The 22,098-nt window shown below is 73.2% G+C and carries 19 protein-coding genes; 10 read left to right on the top strand and 9 right to left on the bottom strand.

Going from position 1 to position 22,098, the window contains the following annotated elements:
- Nucleotides 1-2: 2 nt before the first annotated feature.
- From I2501_RS35480 to I2501_RS35465, 4 genes are all read right to left on the bottom strand, one after another.
- A complete protein-coding gene (locus I2501_RS35480; protein ID WP_196198302.1) occupies nucleotides 3-1,304 on the bottom strand; it encodes an SIS domain-containing protein in 1,302 nt (433 codons plus the stop codon).
- Nucleotides 1,301-1,477 (bottom strand): Trm112 family protein, encoded by a 177-nt coding sequence (locus I2501_RS35475; RefSeq protein ID WP_196198301.1) that lies wholly within the window; start codon nucleotides 1,475-1,477, stop codon nucleotides 1,301-1,303. The genes I2501_RS35480 and I2501_RS35475 overlap by 4 nt, the downstream gene beginning before the upstream one ends.
- Nucleotides 1,478-1,747: 270 nt before the next feature.
- A complete protein-coding gene (locus I2501_RS35470; RefSeq protein ID WP_196198300.1) occupies nucleotides 1,748-3,139 on the bottom strand; it encodes a phosphomannomutase/phosphoglucomutase in 1,392 nt (463 codons plus the stop codon).
- Between the two features lie 210 nt (nucleotides 3,140-3,349).
- Nucleotides 3,350-3,715 (bottom strand): DUF3499 domain-containing protein, encoded by a 366-nt coding sequence (locus tag I2501_RS35465; protein WP_196198299.1) that lies wholly within the window; start codon nucleotides 3,713-3,715, stop codon nucleotides 3,350-3,352.
- Between the two features lie 211 nt (nucleotides 3,716-3,926).
- On the opposite strand from I2501_RS35465, the gene I2501_RS35460 reads away from it, so the two are divergent.
- Nucleotides 3,927-4,403 (top strand): metallopeptidase family protein, encoded by a 477-nt coding sequence (locus I2501_RS35460; protein ID WP_196198298.1) that lies wholly within the window; start codon nucleotides 3,927-3,929, stop codon nucleotides 4,401-4,403.
- A gap of 101 nt (nucleotides 4,404-4,504) precedes the next feature.
- Here I2501_RS35460 and I2501_RS35455 read toward each other — a convergent pair whose 3' ends face one another.
- From I2501_RS35455 to I2501_RS35445, 3 genes are all read right to left on the bottom strand, one after another.
- A complete protein-coding gene (locus tag I2501_RS35455) occupies nucleotides 4,505-6,130 on the bottom strand; it encodes a DUF5719 family protein (RefSeq protein ID WP_196198297.1) in 1,626 nt (541 codons plus the stop codon).
- A gap of 3 nt (nucleotides 6,131-6,133) precedes the next feature.
- Entirely contained in the window at nucleotides 6,134-10,207 is a 4,074-nt protein-coding gene (locus I2501_RS35450) for a glycosyltransferase family 2 protein (protein WP_196198296.1), read from the bottom strand.
- 338 nt (nucleotides 10,208-10,545) lie between these two features.
- The gene (locus I2501_RS35445) at nucleotides 10,546-10,818 is read right to left on the bottom strand and encodes a WhiB family transcriptional regulator (RefSeq protein WP_196198295.1); all 273 of its coding nucleotides are present in this window, start codon (nucleotides 10,816-10,818) and stop codon (nucleotides 10,546-10,548) included.
- 631 nt (nucleotides 10,819-11,449) lie between these two features.
- Here I2501_RS35445 and I2501_RS35440 point away from each other — a divergent pair.
- The 6 genes from I2501_RS35440 to I2501_RS35415 all read left to right on the top strand — a co-directional run bounded on the left by I2501_RS35440 (nucleotide 11,450) and on the right by I2501_RS35415 (nucleotide 16,894).
- Nucleotides 11,450-11,929: a cysteine dioxygenase gene (locus I2501_RS35440; protein WP_196198326.1), complete on the top strand. Its 480-nt coding sequence runs from the start codon at nucleotides 11,450-11,452 to the stop codon at nucleotides 11,927-11,929.
- Between the two features lie 160 nt (nucleotides 11,930-12,089).
- A complete protein-coding gene (locus I2501_RS35435) occupies nucleotides 12,090-12,887 on the top strand; it encodes a response regulator transcription factor (protein ID WP_196198294.1) in 798 nt (265 codons plus the stop codon).
- A complete protein-coding gene (locus I2501_RS35430) occupies nucleotides 12,874-14,049 on the top strand; it encodes a sensor histidine kinase (protein WP_196198293.1) in 1,176 nt (391 codons plus the stop codon). Before I2501_RS35435 ends, I2501_RS35430 begins: the two co-directional genes overlap by 14 nt.
- A gap of 1 nt (nucleotide 14,050) precedes the next feature.
- Nucleotides 14,051-14,524 carry a cupin domain-containing protein gene (locus I2501_RS35425; RefSeq protein ID WP_236047836.1) on the top strand — a complete coding sequence of 158 codons (474 nt, stop codon included), beginning with the start codon at nucleotides 14,051-14,053 and terminating at the stop codon, nucleotides 14,522-14,524.
- Nucleotides 14,525-14,570: 46 nt separating this feature from the next.
- Complete coding sequence (gene cofD / locus I2501_RS35420) at nucleotides 14,571-15,554, top strand: 2-phospho-L-lactate transferase (protein ID WP_196198292.1); 984 nt, start codon at nucleotides 14,571-14,573, stop codon at nucleotides 15,552-15,554.
- Complete coding sequence (locus I2501_RS35415; protein ID WP_236047833.1) at nucleotides 15,551-16,894, top strand: coenzyme F420-0:L-glutamate ligase; 1,344 nt, start codon at nucleotides 15,551-15,553, stop codon at nucleotides 16,892-16,894. The genes cofD and I2501_RS35415 overlap by 4 nt, the downstream gene beginning before the upstream one ends.
- Before the next feature lie 203 nt (nucleotides 16,895-17,097).
- On the opposite strand, the gene I2501_RS35410 is transcribed toward I2501_RS35415, so the two are convergent.
- Nucleotides 17,098-18,096, bottom strand: a complete 999-nt coding sequence (locus tag I2501_RS35410) for a DNA-3-methyladenine glycosylase family protein (protein ID WP_408022813.1) — start codon at nucleotides 18,094-18,096, stop codon at nucleotides 17,098-17,100.
- 74 nt (nucleotides 18,097-18,170) lie between these two features.
- Here I2501_RS35410 and I2501_RS35405 point away from each other — a divergent pair, with 74 nt between their 5' ends.
- From I2501_RS35405 to I2501_RS35395, 3 genes are all read left to right on the top strand, one after another.
- Nucleotides 18,171-18,935, top strand: a complete 765-nt coding sequence (locus I2501_RS35405) for a TIGR03089 family protein (protein ID WP_196198291.1) — start codon at nucleotides 18,171-18,173, stop codon at nucleotides 18,933-18,935.
- A gap of 150 nt (nucleotides 18,936-19,085) precedes the next feature.
- Entirely contained in the window at nucleotides 19,086-20,198 is a 1,113-nt protein-coding gene (locus tag I2501_RS35400) for an LCP family protein (protein ID WP_328806848.1), read from the top strand.
- A gap of 145 nt (nucleotides 20,199-20,343) precedes the next feature.
- On the top strand, nucleotides 20,344-20,982 hold the full coding sequence (locus I2501_RS35395) for a LytR C-terminal domain-containing protein (protein WP_196198289.1): 639 nt from the start codon (nucleotides 20,344-20,346) through the stop codon (nucleotides 20,980-20,982).
- Nucleotides 20,983-21,030: 48 nt separating this feature from the next.
- On the opposite strand, the gene I2501_RS35390 is transcribed toward I2501_RS35395, so the two are convergent.
- Nucleotides 21,031-22,053 (bottom strand): glycosyltransferase family 2 protein, encoded by a 1,023-nt coding sequence (locus I2501_RS35390; protein ID WP_196198288.1) that lies wholly within the window; start codon nucleotides 22,051-22,053, stop codon nucleotides 21,031-21,033.
- Between the last annotated feature and the right edge of the window lie 45 nt (nucleotides 22,054-22,098).

The raw sequence follows: 22,098 nt of genomic DNA, 5'->3' as shown, positions 1-22,098 counted from the left end.
GGTCAGTTACCTTCGGTCTCTGCGGCCAGTCCCAGGTAGACGGCGGCGAAGTCGGTGAGGGCGATGAGTTCGGCCAGGGCCTCGATCGGATCGGCCCGGGTCGAGGTGAGTTCGCGCAGCCCGACCTGGTGGTCGGCGGCCAGTCGGTGCGCCCGCGCCACGGTATGCCCGGCCGCCGGTGAGCCGCTGTCCGGGAGGTGATCGGCGAATGGATCCTCGGTGACGTCCCAGGATCCTTCCGCCTCGGGTGCGGACGCGGAGTCCGCGCTGCCGTTACCGGCGCGTGGGGTGCGGCGGAGCAGGAGCACCTCAAGGCGCAGCGCGCTCTCGTCCTCGACGCGGTCACGGAAGAAGTCGTCAGGGCCACCGCCTGCGCCCAAGGTGCCCGTGAACAGGCCGCGCTGGGTGGTGAGCGCCTCCGGCAGGGCTCCGGTCAGCGCCGGGCGGGCGGCGTGGTCGGCGAGCATCGCCGCGAAGCGGCGCGCGGCTGCGGCGGCGCAGTCCCCGTCGCTCCACAGCAGCGGCAGTGCGGTGGCGAGCCGTGCGGCCAGCGCCTTGGCGGGGTTGCCGTAGGTCTCGGCGGCGGGTCGGCAGCGCACGGCGACCTCGTCGAGCCGGTTCGCTGCGGCCTGGAGCGCGTCGGACGCGATCGGCACGACGCCGGTCCGCTGCGCCAGGGCGAGGAGCGGGGCCAGCAGGCCCCAGAAGTCCGACGGGTCCTCACGCGGGAGGTCGTCGTCCGGGCCGTCGCCGTAACCGTCGAGGGCCGCCGCCAGACCGGGCGTGTAGGGCAGCGGCATTCCGCGCGCCTGCACGGCCGCCTCGGCGAGCCGGGACCCGGCGGGCGCGATCGAGACGATCGAGCAGCCGCGCTGGTACGCGCGCTCGACCAGGGTGATGAGCCCGGGGACGCTGCCGACCGACGCGGCGACGACCAACAGGTCGGACGGGCCGACCCAGCCCGGCAGCGCCCAGTCCAGCCCGAGGGTGAAGTCGTCGCTGCGGGTGACCGGGTACATCATCGCCGGGTCCGGCTCGGCCGGTCCGGGGCGCAGCACCAGCACCGGGCAGGCGCTCCCGCCCAACCCGGCCAGCACGTCGCCCGCGAGGGCTGCGGCGCCGTGTCCGGCGACCAGGACGGCCCGTGGCCGCCCCTCCGGGCGCAGCCCGGCCAGACCCGCCTCCTCGGCGAGCCGAAGGCCGGTACGCACCCGCGCACCGGCGGACGCCAACGCGAGCAAGGCGCCGCGCGTGTCCACGCGGGCGAGCTCGTCTGCGTCGTCGAGCAGCCGCTCGTCGATCATGCGGGTCGTCGGGCCTCGTCCACGAGGAGCACCGGGATGCCGTCCCGCACCGGGTAGGCGAGACCGCAGGTGCTGCTGGTGCAGAGCAGTTCCGCCGCGTCGGCGTCCTCGCGCAGGGGTGCGTGGCACGCGGGGCAGGCGAAGATCTCGAGCAGGGCGGGTTCGATGCTCATGTCGCTGGCGCTCCGGGAGTCGATGAGGGTTGCTTCGGCAAGCAGCGTACTTGCCCCGACGGGGGCTGCGGACCCCGCCTGCGGAAGGACATGTGCAGGCGGGGCAGTTGCACTTTGCCCAGGGGCGCGGGGAACTGCGCGAGACACCACCCTGTGCGGATGGCCCTGCGCGTTCAGGGCTCTACCTGCGTGGGTGGCTTGTCGCGCCCGCGCGGCAGAGCCGCAGAGCCTCGCGCCCCTGAAAGTGACAACGACCTGCGGCGTCAGCCGTCAGGCGCGGACGATGGCCAGGACCTCGTCGCGGAGCTTCGACATCGTGACCTCGTCGCGCGCCTCGACGTTGAGGCGCAGGAGCGGCTCGGTGTTGGAGGCGCGGAGGTTGAACCACCAGTCGGCGCCCGCGACGGTCAGGCCGTCCAGCTCGTCGAAGGAGGCGCCCTCGGCGTCCGCGTACGCGGCCTTGACCGCGGCGACGCGCTCGGACTGGTCGGCGACGGTGCTGTTGATCTCGCCGGAGCTGACGTACCGGTTGTACACGGCGGTCAGCTGCGACAGCGGCTGCTCCTGCCCGCCCAGTGCGGCCAGCACGTGCAGCGCGGCCAGCATGCCGGTGTCGGCGCGCCAGAAGTCGCGGAAGTAGTAGTGCGCGGAGTGCTCGCCGCCGAAGATCGCGCCGGAGTTGGCCATCTCCTGCTTGATGAACGAGTGGCCCACGCGGGTGCGGACGGCCTGGCCGCCGTTCTCGGCGACGATCTCCGGGACGGCCCAGGAGGTGATCAGGTTGTGGATGATCACCGGCTCGGTCTCGCCCGCTGCCTTGGCCTTGGCCAGCTCGCGGACGGCGACCAGCGCGGTGATCGCGCTCGGGCTGACCGGGTCGCCGTTCTCGTCGACGACGAAGCAGCGGTCGGCGTCGCCGTCGAAGGCGAGGCCGATGTCGGCGCCGACCTCGCGGACCTTGACCTGGAGGTCGACCAGGTTCTTCGGGTCGAGCGGGTTGGCCTCGTGGTTCGGGAAGGTGCCGTCCAGCTCGAAGTACATCGGGACGATGTCCAGCGGCAGGCCGCCGAGGACGGTCGGGACGGTGTGGCCACCCATGCCGTTGCCCGCGTCGACCACGACCTTGAGCGGGCGGATCGAGGTCAGGTCGACCAGGCCGCGCAGGTGGTCGGCGTAAGCCTGCAGCTCGTCCTGCTGGCTGATCGTGCCCACGGTGACGGACGCGTCGGCGGCCGGGACGGTGACCTTGTCGTCCGCGCCGATCCAGGACTGCACCAGCTCGCGGATCTCGACCAGGCCGGTGTCCTCGCCGACCGGGGCCGCGCTCTTGCGGCACATCTTGATGCCGTTGTACTGGGCCGGGTTGTGGCTGGCGGTGAACATCGCGCCGGGCAGGTCGAGCTTGCCGCTGGCGAAGTAGAGCTGGTCGGTGGAGCAGAGACCGATCTCGACGACGTCCGCGCCGCGAGCGGCCGCGCCCTCGGCGAAGGCGCGGGCCAGGCTCGGCGAGGAGGGACGCATGTCGTGACCCACCACGATCGCGTCGGCGCCGACGACCTCGACGAACGCGGCACCGAAGGCGCGGGACAGCTCCGCGTCCCACTGGTCCGGCACGACACCCCGGACGTCGTACGCCTTCACGATCTGCTTCAGGTCACGCACTGCGGTTCTCCGCCATTCTGTGGGTGGTCTGTGTGCCTCGGGCGCGTCTCCGTGCCCCTGGCCACGGCCCGTGTCCGTGGGCTAGGCACGATACCGGGTACGGGTGAGCAAAGGGTTAGCGGCGTGTGACGGGACGTACTGGACGGCTGCTGACGGACGTGACGGGCGACGCTGGGGCGCGCCCAGCGCCACGTCCCCGTTCAGTCCCGATCAGTCCTCCGGCGTGCGCAGCACCCGGAGATGGCCTCTGCGGCCGACCTCGGTGGGATCCGCCTCCGAGCCGCCGTCCTGGCGGCGCGCCGGCGGGCGGGCGACCTCGCGCACCGCGTTGGCCAGCGCCTCCAGGTCATCCCCGGACGGGCGGATCGGGCCGGAGTCGATGGTGAGCCGGACGACCTCCCAGCCGCGCGGGGCGGTCAGGCGCTCCGAGTGCTCGGCGCAAAGGTCGTAGCAGTGCGGCTCGGCATAGGTCGCGAGGGGGCCGAGGACGGCGGTGGAGTCCGCGTAGACGTACGTCAAAGTCGCCACCGCGGGACGGCCGCAGGCGGTGCGCGAACAACGACGGACAGGGCTCACGACGTTGGACGGTACCGCACTCCTGACCGGGCCGCGAAGACTCTGCCCCGGATCAGCTCCCGTGTCGTCCCGGAGGGGTTCGTTCCGCCACGTTCACCCGGGCTCACCAGGCCCTGCACAGGTCTTCGGCGGCCTCCGCCGACGACGGCCGGGCGCACCGACTGCGCCGTGCAGGCATCACTGTCGGTGGCAGTGGATACGCTTGGTGGTGATGGAGAGACCACCCGTATCGACCTCGACCCCGCCCGCTGCCACGTCGCCGCGTCGCCGCCGCGACCGCCACGGCCGGGGCATGCGCGGGCCGCTCGCGCCTCGGCAGGTGCCGATCGCGCTGAGCCGCTCGGAGCTGTTCGACGACTATGTGCGCGAGTCCGTGGAACGGCTGGAGCGGCGCTGGCCACAGCTGGAGGAGGTCGAGTTCGCGGTCCAGGACGTCCCGGCGCCGCTGCCGGGCGAGCCCGAGCCCGCGATCGACGACGTACGGGCGGACGAGGTGCCGCTGGGGCGGCTGATCGCGGCGGTCAGCGGCACGCCCGCGCGGATCGTGGTGTACCGGCGTCCGGTGGAGATCCGGGCCAAGGGCCGCGACGAGCGGGCGGCGCTGGTGCACGACGTGATGGTGGAGCAGGTGGCCGAGCTGCTCGGGGTCGAGCCGGAGGCGGTCGACCCGCGCTACGGCGAGGAGTGACGGGCGAACGCCCGCGTTGACGACAGTGCCCCCGCGCGGTGGAAACCGTGCGGGGGCACTCCAGGCGACGACCGATCCTGCGGTCGGCGGACGACAGTCCGCTACTGCACCAGGATCGCCGCGTTGCGGATGACGGTCGGGACGAGCACGGTGCTGCGGTCGTCGGGGATCTGCTGGATCGTCAGCCCGTCCCTGTCGTTGATCTCACGTGCCGCGTAGACCGGGCCGCCCGAGGTCGGGGTGACGGTCACGCCGAAGGGTCCGCTGCCGCCCGGGGACTGGAGCTGGACCGAGACGGTCGAGCCCGCCGGGATCTGGACGGTCTTGGTGGCCGGGGAGCCGCTGCTCCCGATCGAGGTGACGGTGACGCCGGCTGCCCCGTTCGGCGCGCTGAGCAGCAGCGTGTTGCCGGAGGCGTTGCCGGCGACGGTGCCGCGCTGGGTGATCGGCGCGACGCCGGCCAGGTAGGCGGTGTCGTTCGAGTTGCCCGTGCTGATCCCGGCCACGAAGGGGACGGCGTCGCCCTTGGGGTCGGTCGGCGTGAGCTCCAGCATGCCGCCCTGACCGCGCGTCAGGTCGCCGAGCGAGAAGCTGCTGAGCGTGCCGGACTTGATGTGGACGGTCTCGTGCCCGGCCGGGGTGATCAGGCCGCTCTGCGAGGCGAGCTGGACCTTGAGGTCGGCGTCCTGGCCGCCCGGGACGTAGACGTCGAGGTTGTACTGGTGCAGGTCCCCGGGCAGGCCCGGGAGGTAGGCGCTGCTGCCCTGGGTGGTCGCGGGGACCCAGTCGGCGCCGGAGTTGGTGTCCATGTGCAGCGCCGCCGCGATCTGGCCGCTGCGGACCATCACGTGGACGGCGAGGTCCTGGCCGCCGTTGCCGGGCTGCACCAGCGTGGACAGCAGCAGCGAGGTGCTGCCGTTGCCCGGGATGGAGATGTTCGACGCCGCGGTGGAGGTCACCTCGCCGTTGGGGCCGAAGACCTGGATGTCGGCGTCCGCCGCGTCGGCCTGCGGGTTGGAGAGCTCGACGTAGCCGGTGCTGCCGTTGTTCGAGTCGGCGCCGACGAACCAGAAGTCCGTGCCGGGGTGGGTGCACGAGATGCCGGAGAGCGAGCCGGAGGCGACGGTGTTCTGCTGCACCGAGAAGCCGGGGGCCAGCGCGCCGTTCGCCGTGCCGACCATCGCGGGCGCGTTCTGCCCGGACGGCGCCTTGGCCGTCGTGCCGCCGCCGGTCTGCGTCTGCTGCGCGATCGGCGGGCTGGTCACCCCGGCCGACGGCGAGGCCGACGCGTTCGGCGCGGCGGAGGCGGAGCCCGAGGCCGAGGACGATCGGGACGCCGAGGACGACGGCGAAGAGGACGAGGACGACGAGGCGGACGACGACGCGCTCGGTGAGCTCGAAGCCGACCCGGAGCCCGGCGCGCTCAGCGGGGCCAGCGCCGCGCCCGCAGCGGAGGACGCCCCGCCGGAACCCGAGCTTCCTGAGCCCGAGCCACCGGCACCGGAGCCGCCGGAGACCGCGCCGGGCACGGCCAGACTGTAGAGGCTGCTGCCCGACTGACCTTGCAGCGGCGGCGGGCAGACCACGGTGGTCTGCGAGACGGCCGTGGCGACGCTGCTGCCGCTGGCGGCGGCCTCGCCCTTGGGCGGGTGGATCTCGGCGATGCCCAGGGTCAGCGCGAGCACCCCGAGCGCGCCCAGCAGGGACTGGGTGGTCCGGTTGATCATCTGTCAGTTCCCCTGGTCCTGGCCGTGGCCGTGCTGTCCGCTGGAGCCGCTCGGTCCACCGGTTCCCCCGTCGCCGTTCAGCCACGGGTCGTCGGGCTGGAGCGAGCCGAACTGACCCTGCGCGGCGCCCGCGTCGTGCCAACCGTAGGACTGGTCCGGAACACCCTGACCGTCGGGTCCGCCAGGCGCGCCCTGCGGGTAGTAGCCCTGCTGGTCGAAACCTGGCTGCTCGAAGCCCGGTTGCTCGTAGCCCTGGTGGCCCTGCCCGGGGGCGTAGCCCTGCGTGCCGTAGCCCGCCTGCTCGTAACCGGGCTGCTCGTACCCCGACGGCTGCTGCTCGTATCCGGGCTGCTGGTCGTAGCCCTGCTGTTCGTAGCCGTAGCCCGGGTGAGGCTGGGCGGACGGGTCGCCGTAGTACGGCTGCTGCTCCTGGTAGCCGCCCTCGTAGGACGGGTCCTGGTAGCCGCCGCCCTGCTGCGGGTAGCCCTGCTCGTACCCGTCGGGCTGCCCGCCGGAGGCCACACCCGCGCCGCCGACGCCGGCGAAGACGTCCTGCTGGGCGGCCGACTCGTCCGTGCCCGAGGTGGCGTCCGCGGCTTCCGGGGAGCCCGGGGCCTCCTGGCCCTCGGCGGCTGCCGCCAGGCGGCGGGCCCGGCGGGAGCCGGGGACGACCGGCTGCTCCCCCGACGCACCCGGGCCGGCCGTGGCCGCGGACGCGCCGAGGCCGACACCGGAGGGCGCGAGCGGGTCGTCGCCCTCCTCGACGCCGTCGTCGTCGACGGCGCGGCGGCGGCCGGGAAGGGCGAGCACGACCAGCGCCAGGGCGAGCACGCACTGCGCGACGACCCAGGCGAGGTGGATCGGGTTCTCGCTGTAGCTGACGGACAGCTGCCCGCCGGAGGCCGGCAGCGCGAAGCCCTGGGCCCAGCCGTCGACGGTCTGCGGGGTGAGCGCCTGCCCGTCGAGGCTCGCGTGCCAGCCGGAGTCGGCGCTGTCGGCGAGCCGCAGGACCCGTCCCTGCGGACCGGCCGGGATGGTGGTGTCCACGTCGACGGGACCGGTCGAGACCGTGACGTCCGGGCTGCCCTGACTGCGGATCACCACCCGCGAGGTGGTCTCCTGGACGCGCCACAGGCTCGCCTGCTGCTGCTGGTTGACCCGGGCCAGACCGGGCGTCGCGTCCAGGGTGCCGCTCAGCGTGCCGGAGACCGGGGCGAGCACCTCGATGTACTGGACCGCGAAGTCGGTCAGCCCGGTGACCTCGTTGCCGCCGGAGCCGGCGACGAGGCCGCCGACCAGCTGGTCCAGGGCGGTCGTGGCCGCGGAGGTACCGGCCGCGTCGGCGACCTCGGTGCTGCCGACGGTCGGGCCCGCGCCGCGCACCAGCGCGTAGGAGGCGACCTGGCCCTGGTCGCCCATGCGGATCACCAGGGTGCGGCTCTGGTCCGAGCTCTGGGCCTCCTGCACGATGAACGCGGGGACGAGTCCGCCGCTGCCGCGCTGCAGCGGTCCGTCGGCGCCGCGCAGCACCCACCAGCCGGCGGCCGCGACGGGCGCGAGGGCCGCGGCGACGACAACCAGGGCGGCGACCGGCTGACGCCAGCCGAAGTTGATCGCGGCGACGCGCTCACGGGCGTGGTCGGCGCCGATGGCGGCGGCGGCCAGCAGTGCGATGCCGGTGATCAGCGTGGTCGGACCGGCCCAGGCCTGGACCGCCGTCTGCCCGGGGCCGGGCACGACCGAGACCGTTCCGGCGAGGGCGGTGCCGAGCATGCCGACGGCCGCCGCGCCCCAGGCCGCGACGACCGCACGACGGCGGTCTGCGCGCAGCAGGGCGGCCAGCGCGGCGAGCACGACGCCGACGATCAGCAGCCCGGGGACCGTGCCACTGCCGCCCGGGTCGAGCGTCAGCAGGTCGACCGGCGTGGCCGGGGTGCCGACCAGGCCGGGGATGCCCGCCTCCAGCAGGAACCGGCTGGGGTGGAGGAAGAGCGAGAGCGACCAGGGCGCCAGCACCAGCAGCGGAGTTCCGACGATGGCGACCACGCGCGGGCCGAGGCGGCGCAGGGCGTCCGTGCCCTGCCCGAAGGCCCCGCCGCGCAGGAACGCGGCCAGCAGCGCGCCGCCCGCCAACAGCAGGCCGAGCAGCCAGGCCAGCGGCACGAAGGCGGTGCCGAGGGTCAGCGTGAACGCGGCGACCCAGGCGCTGCGCCAGCCGGGCCGACCGCCGCGCGCCGCGGTCTCCCGGCGGATGCCGAGGCCGACGGCGATCGCCGCGGCGCGGGCCAGCGGCGGCAGCAGCACGGCGAGCATGGCGGTGCCGATCCGGCCCTGCGCGATCGCGCCGGTCGCGGCGGGAAGCAGTGCGTACCCCGCGCTGGCCCAGGCCCGGACCAGGCGGGAGTCGATCAGCGGGCGGGAGACCAGGTAGGCGGAGACGCCCGCCAGCGGCACCGAGAGCAGCAGGATCACGGTCATGGCCAGACCGGGGTTGCCGAAGGTGATGCTGGAGAGCGCGGCCAGCACGCCCAGGTAGGGCGGCGCGCTGCCGGCCGTGCCGACGCCGTCGGCCTGCCAGCTGGACGCGAACTGCTGCCACAGGTCGGTCGCGCCGCCCGGGGTCGGCAGCAGCGAGCCACCGTAGAGGGCGCCGGTGCCGAGCAGGTTGCGGCAGGCGATCAGGGACAGCACCAGCAGCCCGGCGAAGAGCACCGGCGCGGGCTTGCGGGCGATCCGCTTGACCGTGGCGAACTGCTCGATCTCGAGGATGTCGTTGTCGTCGTCGATCGGGCCGGACTCGACCGCGCCGTGACGGCTGGAGTAGGCCTCGTTGGCGCGGTTGCCGCCGAACTCGGCGATCAGGTTCTCGATCGCGGCGCGCGAGGTGGCGCCGAGGGCCGGGAAGAGGGTGCCGTCGTCCAGCGCGTCCGCGGCCCGGGTGCGCCGCCTGCGGGCGCGTCCGGTGAGCAGCGAGCCGAAGCGCAGCATCACGTGGCTGAGCCCGGCGATCTCGTCGACGGCGAGGCCCGGGGTCTTGCCCAGGGTGTAGCCGAGGGCGCGGACCAGCGTGCTGAGGGTGATCCGCAGCAGCAGATACGGCATCAGCACCGCGCTGGAGTTGGCCAGCAGCGTGTACACCGCGCCGGCCTTGTCGATGCGGTGCGGGCGGTCCGGCTTGGCGCAGTCGATGGGACGGCGCTCGCGGCTGGCCGCCTCCGCGTGGCGGAGTATGGCGTCGGGTGCGACGACGGTGCGATGCCCGGCGGCGGCGACGCGCCAGCACAGGTCCACGTCGTCACGCATCAGCGGCAGCTGCTTGTCGAAGCCGCCGATCTGCTCGAAGACGTCACGGCGGATCAGCATGCCCGCGGTGGAGACGGCGAGGACCGGACGGACCTGGTCGCGCTGGCCCTGGTCCTGCTCGCGCCGGTCCAGGCCGGTCCAGCGGCGCCCGGAGCGGGCGATGGAGACGCCGACCTCCAGCAGTTGGCGCCGGTCGTACCAGGAGCGCAGCTTGGGGCCGATGACGGCGGCGGTCGGCGTGGTGTCGGCGACCTGGAGCAGCTTGCGCAGCGCGTCCGGGTGCGGCTCGCAGTCGTCGTGGAGCAGCCAGATCCACTCGACCGGCTCGGTGCGGCCGGCGCCGCGCATCTGCTCGTCGGCGAGCTCGTCGTGGTGGCCGAGCGGGTCGCCGAACTGGTCGTGGCCGACCTCGTCCGGGTCGAGCGGGTCGTAGCCGTGCTCGATGGAGTACGGCAGGTGCTCCGCGTACAGCGGCGACAGCCCGCGCACGGTCTCGTTGACGGCGGTGCCGAAGCCGGTGCGGCGGCCGTACTGGAGGACGGCGTCGGAGCCGAGGGCCTCGGCGAGCAGGCGTGGTGTGGCGTCGGTGGAGCCGGTGTCGGCGGCGATGATCCGCTGCACCGGGCGGTCCTGCTCCAACAGACCGCGCAGCGCCCGCGGCAGCCAGCGTGCGCCGTCATGGGCGACGAGCACGGCGGTGACCAGGTGGCGCGGGTAGGCCGGGGCACGCCCGGCGCCCGGTTGCCCCACGGCCTGGTGGGAATAGGCAGACATCGCTTGTGCGGACCCCGGTTCGCTTCGCTTCGCTGATGGCACGACGCGGGCGCGCGTCAGGCGCTCCGCTGGCGGACCACACTAACGGGTTGCTGTGGGGTGCGGTGCGGGCTGTCGGGCACTGGACCCTGTCAGCCGCGGCTCACCTGCGACTCAGCTGCGCGTGAACTGCGATGTCATCCCCCGATGCTGCGGTACGTGTACAGGTGTACGCGTTCCGCGCTCCCCCGCCCGATTCCCGGGTGACACCGCCTCAGCAGCACCGCCCGCACGCACCGTCATGCTTCGAGCTGACGTGCGATATGCGGAGGAATCGGGCACCTCTTGTTGAAACCGGGTCAGACCACGGCCTTCTTCAGGCGGCGGCGCTCACGCTCGGAGAGACCGCCCCAGATGCCGAACCGCTCGTCGTTGGCGAGCGCGTACTCCAGGCACTCGTTGCGCACCTCGCACGCCAGGCAGACCTTCTTGGCCTCGCGCGTGGATCCGCCCTTCTCCGGGAAGAAGGACTCGGGATCCGTCTGAGCACACAGCGCGCGCTCCTGCCAGCCGAGCTCCTCCTCGCCCACTTGCTCGTCGCCGACGACCAACAGATCAAAGAGCTCGCTCATCCGCGCGCCTCCTACCCCTCGTGCTTCGTGCATCCCCGTGATGCGTCCGTCGTCTGATGTGACGCTTGGACACGGGTGAAATTACATGTGCGTTCTTTCGCCGCCGTCAAGCTGTGGTCTGGTATTGGGCCAAGGATTCACTCCCCGGAACCAAGCGATCACCATAAGTGTGCAAATCCGGACAAACCGGAATACCAGGCACTGGATCACACAAGGCCTGATGGGGAGCGTCGAGGGCGGCGTTCCCGCCCTTATGTCACTCCAAACCCAAGGGAACCCCAATCCGTCAATCGGGTGATCCAGCCCCATCCGCCCCAGGTTGAACCTCGCGACACGCCCCGGCAGGCGAGTTGACAGAGGCGGTCTTGACAAGGTCTCCTTGCACCATGTCTGAGCACCGCGCCGCGTCGAGCCGTCTCCACGGCTCGCTTCGCCGTGCCGCGAGTGCGCTGTGTTGTCGCTGTAGCTAGGGCCCGACTCTCTCCCCCAGCCGCTACAGCCTTCGAAGGACACCACAGCCGTGACGTCTTCCGTCTCTTCCTCCACGCTTTCCACACGTTCCTCCCGTCAGGCCTCCGCCGGGGTCTCGGCGGGGACCGCCGCCGTGCTGCGGCCCGCCTTCCCGGACGGGCTGAGCGACGTGAGCATCGCCGGGGACCCGCTGGCCTGGCCGCATCTGGCGCCCGCGCCGCTGACCCACCCGACCACCGTCGGCGACTTCGCCGCCCTCGCCCGCAAGGTCGCCGCGGACCGTGAGCGCTGGGAGCCGCTGGTCCGCTACGACGCGCTGACGCGCTGGTACGCGCGGCTCTCGACCGGGCCCGGCTACGAGGTCTGGCTGCTGAGCTGGCTCCCCGGCCAGGGCAGCGGCGCCCACGACCACGGCCGCTCCTCCGCGGTGATGACGGTGCTTCAGGGCGAGCTGACCGAGCGGTCCCCGCGCACTCCCGGCGGTCCGGCCGACGCCACCGCGCGGACCCTGGCCGCCGGTTCGCAGCGCGTGATCGCGCCCGGCTACGTGCACCACGTGGTGAACGACACCCTGGAGCCGGCCGTCAGCCTGCACGTGTACTTCCCGGGCCTCACCGAGATGAACCCGTACCAGGGCTGAGCCCGGCGCTTCCCGGCGCCTCCGGCCCCTCCTCCCGCGCTCTCTTCCCGGCTCTTCCCGGTCTCTGGCGACTCCTTACGACTCCCTGCGACTCCTTACGGAACGCGAACGCTGCCGCCGTCCGGGGGATCTTCGGCCCGGGACCTCCTACCGTGGAAGGGTGACCGAACCATCCGACGTCCCCGGCCTGCCCGCCCCCGTCGCCCGGCGCGTGCTCGTCGTCGACGACGACCCGACCGTGTCCGAGGTCGTCGCCGAGTACCTGCAGCACGCCGGATACCTGGTCGACCGCGCCGAGGACGGCCCGACCGCGCTGGAGCTGGCCGCCGTGCTGGGCCCCGACCTGATCGTGCTGGACCTGATGCTGCCCGGCATCGACGGCCTGGAGGTCTGCCGCAGGCTCCGTGCCGAACCCGCGACCGGCGGCATACCGGTGGTGATGCTGACCGCCAAGGGCGACGAGCACGACCGGATCCTGGGGCTGGAGCTCGGCGCGGACGACTACGTCACCAAGCCGTTCTCGCCGCGCGAGCTCGTGCTGCGGGTCCAGTCCGTGCTGCGCCGCAGCGCCGGCGGTCCGCTCGCCGGGGCGACGCCCGACGACGGCAGCCGCCCGCTGCTCGCGGGCGACCTGCGGATCGACCCCGCCGCCCGCCGCGCCTGGCGCGCCGACCGCGAACTGGCACTCACCCTGCGCGAGTTCGACCTGCTCGCGTTCCTGCTGGCGCACCCCGGCACCGCGTTCGGACGCGAGGAGCTGATGCGCCGGGTCTGGGGCTGGGACTTCGGTGACCTGTCCACAGTGACGGTGCACGTCCGCCGGCTGCGCGAGAAGATCGAGGACGACCCCGCCGCACCACGGCTGATCACCACCGTCTGGGGCGTCGGCTACCGTTTCGACCCGGCCGGAGCGCCCGGCCGGGCTGCGGAGACGGTGGTGCCCGATGCACAGCAGTGACGTGTTGGTGGTGGCCGGCTACGCGGCCCTCGGCGCGGCCGTGGCCGGGCTGCTGGGCTGGCCGGTCGTGCTGCTGCTGCGGCGGCGTTCGCTGTCGTGGTCGCTGTTCGTCGTCGCGCTGGTGACCGTGCTGGCGGTCACGGCGGCGACCATCGCGGTCGCGCAGGCGATGTTCCTCTCCCGGCACGACTTCCTGGTGGTCGTGGTCGTGCTGTGCATGGCCTCGCTGGTCTCGCTACTGGTGACCTGGCTGCTGGGCCGCCAGGTGACGCTCGGCAGCGCGCAGTTGCAGCGCGCCGCGCGGACCGTCGGCAGCGACGAGGGGTTCACCGCGCCCGTCGGCCCGTTCAGCGCCGAACTGGCCGCGCTGGGCGCCGAACTGGCCGCGACCAACGCCCGCCTGGCCGAGTCGCGGCAGCGCGAGCGCGCGCTGGAGGCGTCCCGGCGCGAGCTGATCGCCTGGATCTCGCACGACCTGCGCACCCCACTGGCCGGTCTGCGCGCGATGGCCGAGGCGCTGGAGGACGGCGTCGCCGACGATCCGCAGCGGTACCACTCCAGGATCCGCACCGAGGTCGACCGGCTCACCGGGATGGTCGACGACCTGTTCGAACTCTCCCGGATCCAGGCCGGCGCGCTGACGTTGACGCTCTCCCGCGTCTCCGCCTACGACCTCGTCGACGAGGCGCTCGCCGGGGCGTCCCCGTTGGCGCGGGAACGCGGCGTCCAGCTGGTCGGCGACGGCGTCGCGGCGGTGCCGGTCGACGTGGACCCGCGCGAGATGACCCGCGTCCTGGCCAACCTGCTGGGCAACGCGATCCGCGCGACCCCGGCCGACGGCACGGTCGCGGTCGCCGCCCACGCGGACGACGACCGGGTCGTCCTGTCCGTCACCGACACCTGCGGCGGCATCGCGGAGTCCGACCTCCCCCGCGTCTTCGAGACCGGCTGGCGCGGCGCTCCCGCCCGCACGCCGGTGACCTCGACCCCCTCCGGCACCGCCTCGGGCGCGGGCCTCGGCCTCGCCATCGTCCGCGGCATCGTCGAGGCCCACTCCGGCCGCGCCTCCGTCCGCAACGTGCCCGGCGGCTGCTGCTTCGAGATCACCCTGCCCGCCGCGAGGACCGTCGCCATGCCGGTACCGGTCACCGGTGGCCAGTGACATGGCAGGCAGCATGCGCGCGGAAGAGCTCATCGAGTCCCTCGCACTGGAGCCGCACCCGGAAGGGGGCTGGTTCCGGCGGGTCTACACCAGCCCCGTGCCTCACGAGACCACGGGCGGGACGCGGCCGAGCGCGACGTCGATCTACTACCTGATGACGGACCGTCAGCCGAACGGGCGGCTGCACCGGAACCGCAGCGACATCCTGCACTTCTTCCTCGAAGGCGACCCCGTCGAGTACCACACCGTCGACCCGGACGGTCGGCTGCGAGTGCAGACGCTCGGCGACGGGGAGGTGCGGCACCTGCTGGTGCCGGGTGGGTGGTGGAAGGCGTCGCGGGTGCCGGAGGGGGCGCGGTACGCGCTGGTCGCCGAGGTGGTGACGCCCGGGTTCGACTTCGCCGACCACGAGTTCGCGCAGGAACAGGACCTGCCGCAGGCGCACCGCGCCGCGCTGCGCCGGTTCGTCGGGTGAGGGCTGGTGCTCCGTCCCCGCTGCCGCGCCTGCGAGGATAGGCGGCATGCGCATCACGGTACTGGCCGGAGGAATCGGCGGAGCGCGCTTTCTGCGCGGACTCAAGGCGGCGGTCGGCGAGAACGACCAGATCACGGTCATCGGGAACACCGGCGACGACATCCACCTGTTCGGGCTGAAGGTCTGCCCCGACCTGGACACCGTGATGTACACGCTCGGCGGCGGCATCCACGAGGAGCAGGGCTGGGGTCGCGCGGACGAGACCTGGTCGGTCAAGGAGGAGCTCGCCGCGTACGGGGTCGGGCCGGAGTGGTTCGGGCTGGGTGACCGGGACTTCGCCACGCACATCGTGCGGACCCAGATGCTCGGCGCGGGATATCCGCTCAGCGCCGTCACCGAGGCGCTCTGCGACCGCTGGAAGCCCGGCGTGCGGCTGCTTCCGATGTCCGACGACCGCGTCGAGACCCATGTCGTCATCGAGGACCCCGAGCAGGACGGCAAGCGCCGCGCCGTGCACTTCCAGGAGTACTGGGTCAAGCTCCACGCCGCCGTCCCCGCCCAGGCGATCCTGCCCGTCGGCGCGGAGACCGCGAAGCCCGCGCCCGGTGTGCTGGAGGCCATCGCCGAGGCCGACGTGATCCTCTTCCCGCCGTCCAACCCGGTGGTCAGCATCGGCACCATCCTCGCGGTCCCCGGTGTGCGCGAGACGATCGTCGCGGCCGACGCCCCCGTCGTCGGCCTCTCCCCCATCATCGGCGGCGCGCCGGTGCGCGGGATGGCCGACAAGGTGCTGGAGGCCGTGGGCGTCGAGACCGGGGCCGCGGCCGTGGCCAAGCACTACGGTCCGGGCCTGGTCGACGGCTGGCTGGTGCACACCACCGACACCGACGCGGTGGCCGAGGTCGAGGCCGCCGGGATCACCTGCCGCGCGGTGCCGCTGCTGATGACCGACGTCGACGCTGCGGCGGAGATGGCCCGCGAGGCACTGACGCTGGCCGAGCAGGTGCGCGCCGACCAGGCGGGCTCATGAGCGGCGGGCTCATGAGCGGCGGGCTCATGAGCGGCGGGCGCGTCGAGATCATCGGCGTCGACGGGCTGCCGGAGGTCGCCGCCGGGGACGACCTGGCCGAACTGCTGCTCCGCGCCGAGGGGTTCGCGCCCGTCGACGGGGACATCCTGGTCGTCACCTCGAAGGTCGTCAGCAAGGCCGAGGGCCGGCTGGTCCAGGCGCACGACCGCGAGGCGGCGATCGACGCCGAGACCGTGCGCGTCGTCGCCCGCCGTGGCCGGACCCGGATCGTCGAGAACCGCCAAGGCATGGTGATGGCCGCCGCCGGGGTGGACGCGTCCAACACCCCGTCAGGGACCGTGCTGCTGCTGCCCGAGGACCCCGACGCCTCGGCGCGGGCGCTGCGCAAGCGCCTGCACGAGCTGACGGGACGTCGGATCGGCGTGCTGATCACCGACACCTTCGGCCGCCCATGGCGCAACGGCCTCACCGACGTCGCGATCGGCGCTGCGGGCGTCACGGTCCTGGAGGACCACCGCGGCCGGTTCGACAGCCACGGCAACGAGCTCGCGCTCACCGTGACCGCCCTCGCCGACGAGCTCGCGTCGGCGGCCGACCTGGTCAAGGGCAAGACCTCGGGCCGCCCCGTCGCGATCGTGCGCGGCCTCGGACACGTCGTCACCGACCCGGACCAGGACGGCGACGGCGTCCGCGCGCTGATCCGCCCGGCGGCGGAGGACATGTTCCGCCTCGGCACCTCGGAGGCGATCCGCGAGGCCGTCACCGGCAGGCGCACAGTCCGCGCGTTCACCGACGAGCCCGTCGACCCCGCGGCCGTCCGCCGTGCGGTCGCTGCGGCGATCACGGCTCCGGCGCCGCACCACACCACTCCGTGGCGCTTCGTCCTCGTCGAGAGCGAGGACGCGCGCACGCGGCTGCTGGACGCGATGCTCGCCGCCTGGAACCGCGACCTGGTCGACCTGGACGGCTGGGACCCGGAACGGGTCGCCAGGCGCGTCCGCCGCGGCGACGTGCTGCGCAACGCGCCGTACCTGGTCGTCCCGTGCCTGGTCATGGACGGCTCCCACGTCTACCCCGACGAACGCCGTGCGGCGGCGGAGCGGGAGATGTTCGTGGTGGCGATGGGCGCGGCGGTCGAGAACCTGCTCGTGACGCTGGCGGGTGAGGGGTACGGCTCGGCGTGGGTGTCGTCGACGATGTTCTGCCGCGACACGGTCCGCGAGGTGCTGGGCCTTCCGGCGGAGTGGGACCCGATGGGCGCGGTCGCCCTCGGGCGGGCTGCCGACGCGCCGAAGGCGCGTGAACCACGGGATCCGGCGGACTTCCTGACGGTGAGGTAGCTGCAACTCTGGGGGCGCGGGGCTCTGCTGATGTGCGGCTCCGCCGCGTGGGCGCGAGCAACCACCGATGAGCGGATGGCCCTGCGCATTCGGGCTCTACCTGCGTGGGATGGGGGTCCCCCCGGCCGGAGGTTGGGGGATTGTCGCGCCCACGCGGCGGAGCCGCATGCCAGCAGAGCCCCGCGCCCCTGAGGTGAGTGCACCTACCTGTCGCGGAAATCCAGCGGCGCGTACCGCGGGGCGCGGCGGGGCGCGGCCACGTGCATGGTGTGGAGGAGGCGGCAGACGCGGTAGCGGTGGGGACGGTACGGCTCCAGCAGTTCCAGCATCACCGCGTCGTCGCTGCGCTCGCGTCCGGCGAGGGCCCAGCCGACCGTGTTGGGCAGGTGGAGGTCGCCGACGGACACCGCGTCCGCGTCGCCGTTGCTGCGCTGGAGCGTCTCCGCCGCCGTCCAGACGCCGATGCCGGGGATCGTGGTCAGCCGGGCCTCCGCCTCGGCCGGGGGCATCGCGGAGGCCTCCTCCAGGCGCGGGGCGACCCGCGCCGCGCGGACGACCGTCGCGGCGCGCTTGCCGTCGACGCGGGCCCGGTGCCAGGCCCAGGACGGGATCATCGCCCAGTCCCGCGCCGCCGGGGGCGCGTACATGTGCGGCGGGACCTCCGCGCCGCCCGGGGCGGGCTCGCCGTAGGCGCGGAGCAGCGTGCGCCACGCCTCGTACGCCTCGCCGGTGGTGACCTTCTGCTCCAGGATCGCCGGGACCAGCGACTCCATGACCAGCCCGGTGCGGCCGATCCGCAGACCCGCGTGCCGCGCGTGCGCGTCCCGCAGCAGGCGGTGGCCGTGCGGGTCGAAGGTGGACGGGTCGTCCTCCGCGCCGAGCCAGCGCGGGACCGCGTCCAGCAGCCAGCTCCCACCCGCGCCCCACGCGGTCGCCTCGACCGCGCCCTCGGCCGGGCGGGTGCGCAGCCGGAGCGTGCCGACGCCCGCCGGGGTGCGCGAGACTCGCCACAGCGCGCCCTCGCGGTCGCGACGGTAGGAGGGGTCGAGGGGGCCACGACGCAGAAAACCGAAGGTCAGGGACAGGTCGAGCGGTCCCTCCGGCTTCCACAGCCGCGTCGCGCCGGGGGTCGCCCCGGCCGTGCCACATGTGGTCCCGCGCGTTCGCGCAGGCGCTCCGGTCCCGCTGTTCACCTGAGTCAGGCTACCCGCACGGAAAGTTCGACGGCGGGGGTCTGGTCTCTTCACACCGGTCACGCCGTAGGCTGGGCACCACCATGAGCCAGACACCCTTCAGCGGCGCAGAGACCCCCGCCGATCTGCTGCGCTCCCTTCTCGAAGCCGATCCCGCCCGCCCGTTGATCACGTACTACGACGACGCCACGGGCGAACGTGTGGAACTGTCCGTCAAGACGTTCGACAACTGGGTGGCCAAGACCGCCAACCTGCTGCAGGACGAGCTTGCCGCCGCACCCGACGACAGGGCCGCGCTGCTGCTGCCCGCGCACTGGCAGACCGCGATCTGGATGTTCGCCTGCTGGTCGGTGGGCCTGCTGGCCTGTCCCGGCGGCGACCCGGCCGAGGCGCAGCTCGTCGTCAGCGGACCCGACCACCTGGAGGAGGCCCTGGCCTGCGAGGGCGAGCGCGTCGCGCTGGCGCTCCGCCCGTTGGGCGGGAGATTCCCGCAGTTGCCGACCGGCTTCCTGGACTACGCCGTCGAGGTCCCGGCCCAGGGCGACCGCTTCGTCCCGTACGCCCCGGTCGACCCGGACCGCCCGGCACTCGAGATCGACGGCGAGCAGCTGAGCGGCTCCCACACCGTCTCCCTGGCGGCCGAGCAGGCACGGCAGTTGGGCATCGGGCCGGACGACCGGGTGCTGAGCATGCTCTCCTACGGCGACTGGGACGGCCTTGCGGGCGGGCTCCTCGCCCCGCTGGTCGCCGGCGCGAGCGTGGTGCTCTGTCGCAACAGCGAGAAGCTGCACCCGGACAAGCTCGCCGGCCGCGTTGCGGAGGAGAAGGTCACCCGGACCCTCGGCTGAGTGCTGGGGGCGTTGCACGTCCACCTGCAACGTCCCCCGCGCTCGGAACTGACTCGGTGTCACCCGAGTGGGTCACCCGAGAAGTGCCTCGCCGCCCGCAGGGTGATGATCGATGGACGGCTTCATCGATCTCATGACCCGGGGGGCTCCGTGCCGGACGGTCCGATCCGCACGCCGCGCAAGCGGATCCTGCGCCGGCTCGCGGTCGGGCTCGGCCTATTGCTGGTCGTCGCCGCGGGCGCGGCGTGGATCGGGTACGCCGCGCTGAACTCCAACATCCGCACGGACTCGACCACCGGGCGACTCCTCGGGCCGGACTCGTCGCGGCCGACGCAGGCGAACGGCGCGCAGAACATCCTGGTCATCGGCTCGGACTCGCGCGCGGGCGCGAACTCCGCGTACGGGAGCTCCGCCGGGGCGCGGTCGGACACCACGATCCTGCTGCACGTCGCCAGGGACCGGCGCAGCGCCGTCGGCGTGAGCCTGCCGCGGGACGCCATGGTCGACGTGCCCGCGTGCACGCTGCCGGACGGTCGGGTCACCGATCCCTACTTCGGGATGTTCAACTCGGCCTTCGAGAAAGGCGGAACGGCCTGCACGATCCGTACCGTCGAGGCGCTGACGGACATTCGGATCGACCACTTCGTCGTGGTCGACTTCGCCGGGTTCAAGAAGATGGTCGACGCGATCGGCGGGGTGCCCGTCTGCCTGAGCGCGCCCGTCAGCGACAACGACGCGAACCTGGACCTCCCGGCCGGACGGCAGACGCTCAACGGCGAGCAGGCCCTCGGCTACGTACGCGTGCGGTACGCCCTGGGCGACGGCAGCGACACCGCGCGGATGGGGCGTCAGCAGGACTTCCTCTCCTCGATGGTGCAGCAGGTGGAGAGCTCGGGGGTGCTGCTCAACCCGACCCGGCTCTACCCGCTGCTCGACGCCGCGACCTCCGCGCTGACCGTCGACCCGGGGCTGAACTCGCTCGACAAGCTCTACGGCCTCGCCTCCAGCCTCTCCGACATGCCGTCGGACCGGACCACCTTCCTGACCGCGCCGCGCGAGCCCTACGCGTACGACCACAACCGCGACCAGTTCAAGCAGCCGGACGCCAACCAGCTCTTCGAGCAGCTGCGCAACGACCAACCGGTCTCCGTCACACCGGCCAGTCCCGCGTCGGCGGACGGCATGTCGCCCGCGACGCCCGCGTCCCCCGCGGCGACCTTCACCGGGCGTACCGGCTCGCAGGACATCTGCGCCGCGTCGTAGGCCCAGCGTCTTAGGCCCGGCTCGTAGGCCCGCGTCACTCCAGCGGGTGAGGGGTGCCGTCTCGGCACCGGTTGCGTCAGTGCCTCCCGCTACGCTGGGCGCCGCAGGCACGGGGCAGCAGGGCTGGGCAGGAACGGAGCGGGACGTGGGGACGCGGGGCAAGGGCCGACGAGCCGACTCGTCGCGCGCCCGCACACGCTCCAGACGGGCCTCCGGAGGACGCGCCGGGTCCCGTCGGGGCGCGCATGGCGGGCCCTGGCTGGCCGCTGCGGCCGGGTTCCTGGCGCTGATGGTGATCGGCGGCTTCCTGCTGCTGCACGGTGCCGGCAAGCCCAACGCCGCAGCCGCCATCGACGCGAGCGGGACCGCGGCGGCGACTCGGGCAAGCAGCCCAACCGCCGCACCGTCGCCCACCTGCACGCCGGAGCCCGCCGACGCGGCGTTCGCGCACACGGGGTCCAAGGCGCAGCCGATCAACGTCCGGGTGACCGTCCTGAACGGCAGCGGCACGTTCGGACAGGCGGAGGCCGTGCTCAGCTGGATGCAGAACACCGCGAAGTTCCTGCGTACCAGCAACGGCGGCCCGGCACCGCACAACCAGCCGCTGACCTCGCTCGTCTACGCGCCGAACCACGTCGACCAGGCGCGCACGCTGGTCGCCGCGCTGGGTCTGCCCGTCGCGTCCCTGCACGGGAACGGGACGTCGACGGGGCTGCGTGACCCGATGGTGCTGACGCTCGGCGCGGACTTCCACGGCGTCGGCAAGGAGTTCACGGCCTGCTGAGGCCGAGCGTGCGGAGCCTGAGCGTGCTGAACCTGCCGAGCGGCAGGCTCAGTCGTGCTGCGCGGCCGTGCTCGCGATGACGCGGTTCGCCAGCGAGCGCGGGCTGGTGAGGAAGCCCCAACCCCAGGACATGTGCATGGTGGCCAGGGCGACCGGCAGTTGGGCGCGGGCGGAGGCGGACAGGCCGCGGCCTTCCTTGACCGAGCCGAGCAGGATCGCCGCCGCGTAGCCGCCCGGCAGCACGAACGCGACCGGCGTCAGCGCGACCCCGGCGACCAGGCCGACTGCGCAGCCGAGCAGGGCCGCCGGCGGCGCGAGGTAGCGGAGGTTGACCGAGCCGCGGTGGTAGCGGGTGACCACGCGACGCCAACGCCCGTAGTCCTTGTACTGCTTGGCCAGGGCGCGGACGCTCGGACGCGGACGGTAGGTGACCTTGAGGTCCGGGGTGAACCAGATCAGCCCACCGGCCTGCCGGATGCGGTAGTTGAGCTCCCAGTCCTGGGCCCTTATGAACTCCACGTTGTAGCCGCCCTGTTGCTCCAGCACCTTGCGCCGGAACACACCCAGGTAGACCGTGTCGGCCGGAGCGGCCTCGCCACCGGTGTGGAAGGCGGCGTTGCCGACGCCGATCCGGGAGGTCATCGCGGCGGCGACCGCCTTCTCCCACTCGGTCTCGCCCTCGGCGTTCATGATCCCGCCGACGTTGGCCGCGTCCTTCTCGTGGAGCAGTCGGACGGCGGTGGCGATGTAGCCGGGGGTGAGCAGGCCGTGCCCGTCCACGCGGACCACGATCGGGAAGCGCGAACCCTCGATCGCCGCGTTGAGCCCGGCGGGGGTGCGACCGGTCGGGTTGGGGACGGTGCGGACCTCGCGGGAGGTGCCCGCGGTCTCGGCGACCAGCGCGGCGGCGATCTCGTCGGTGTTGTCCTTCGAGGGCCCGAGCGCGATCACGACCTCGACGTCACCGGGGTACTCCTGCTCGAGAATCCGCTCCACGGCGGTGCGCAGGTGCCGGGACTCGTCGAGCACGGGCATGATCACGGAGACGGCGGGGTAGGGCGTGTGGTCCATAGTGGGCCCACCGTACAGCGCCTGCCTGTGACGTCACCAACCTCG

It is taken from the genome of Streptacidiphilus fuscans (assembly GCF_015690355.1).
GTDB classification, from domain to species: Bacteria; Actinomycetota; Actinomycetes; order Streptomycetales; family Streptomycetaceae; genus Streptacidiphilus; species Streptacidiphilus fuscans.
Note: the sequence above shows the minus strand (reverse complement) of the source record. Positions and strands in the feature narration are given on the sequence as shown.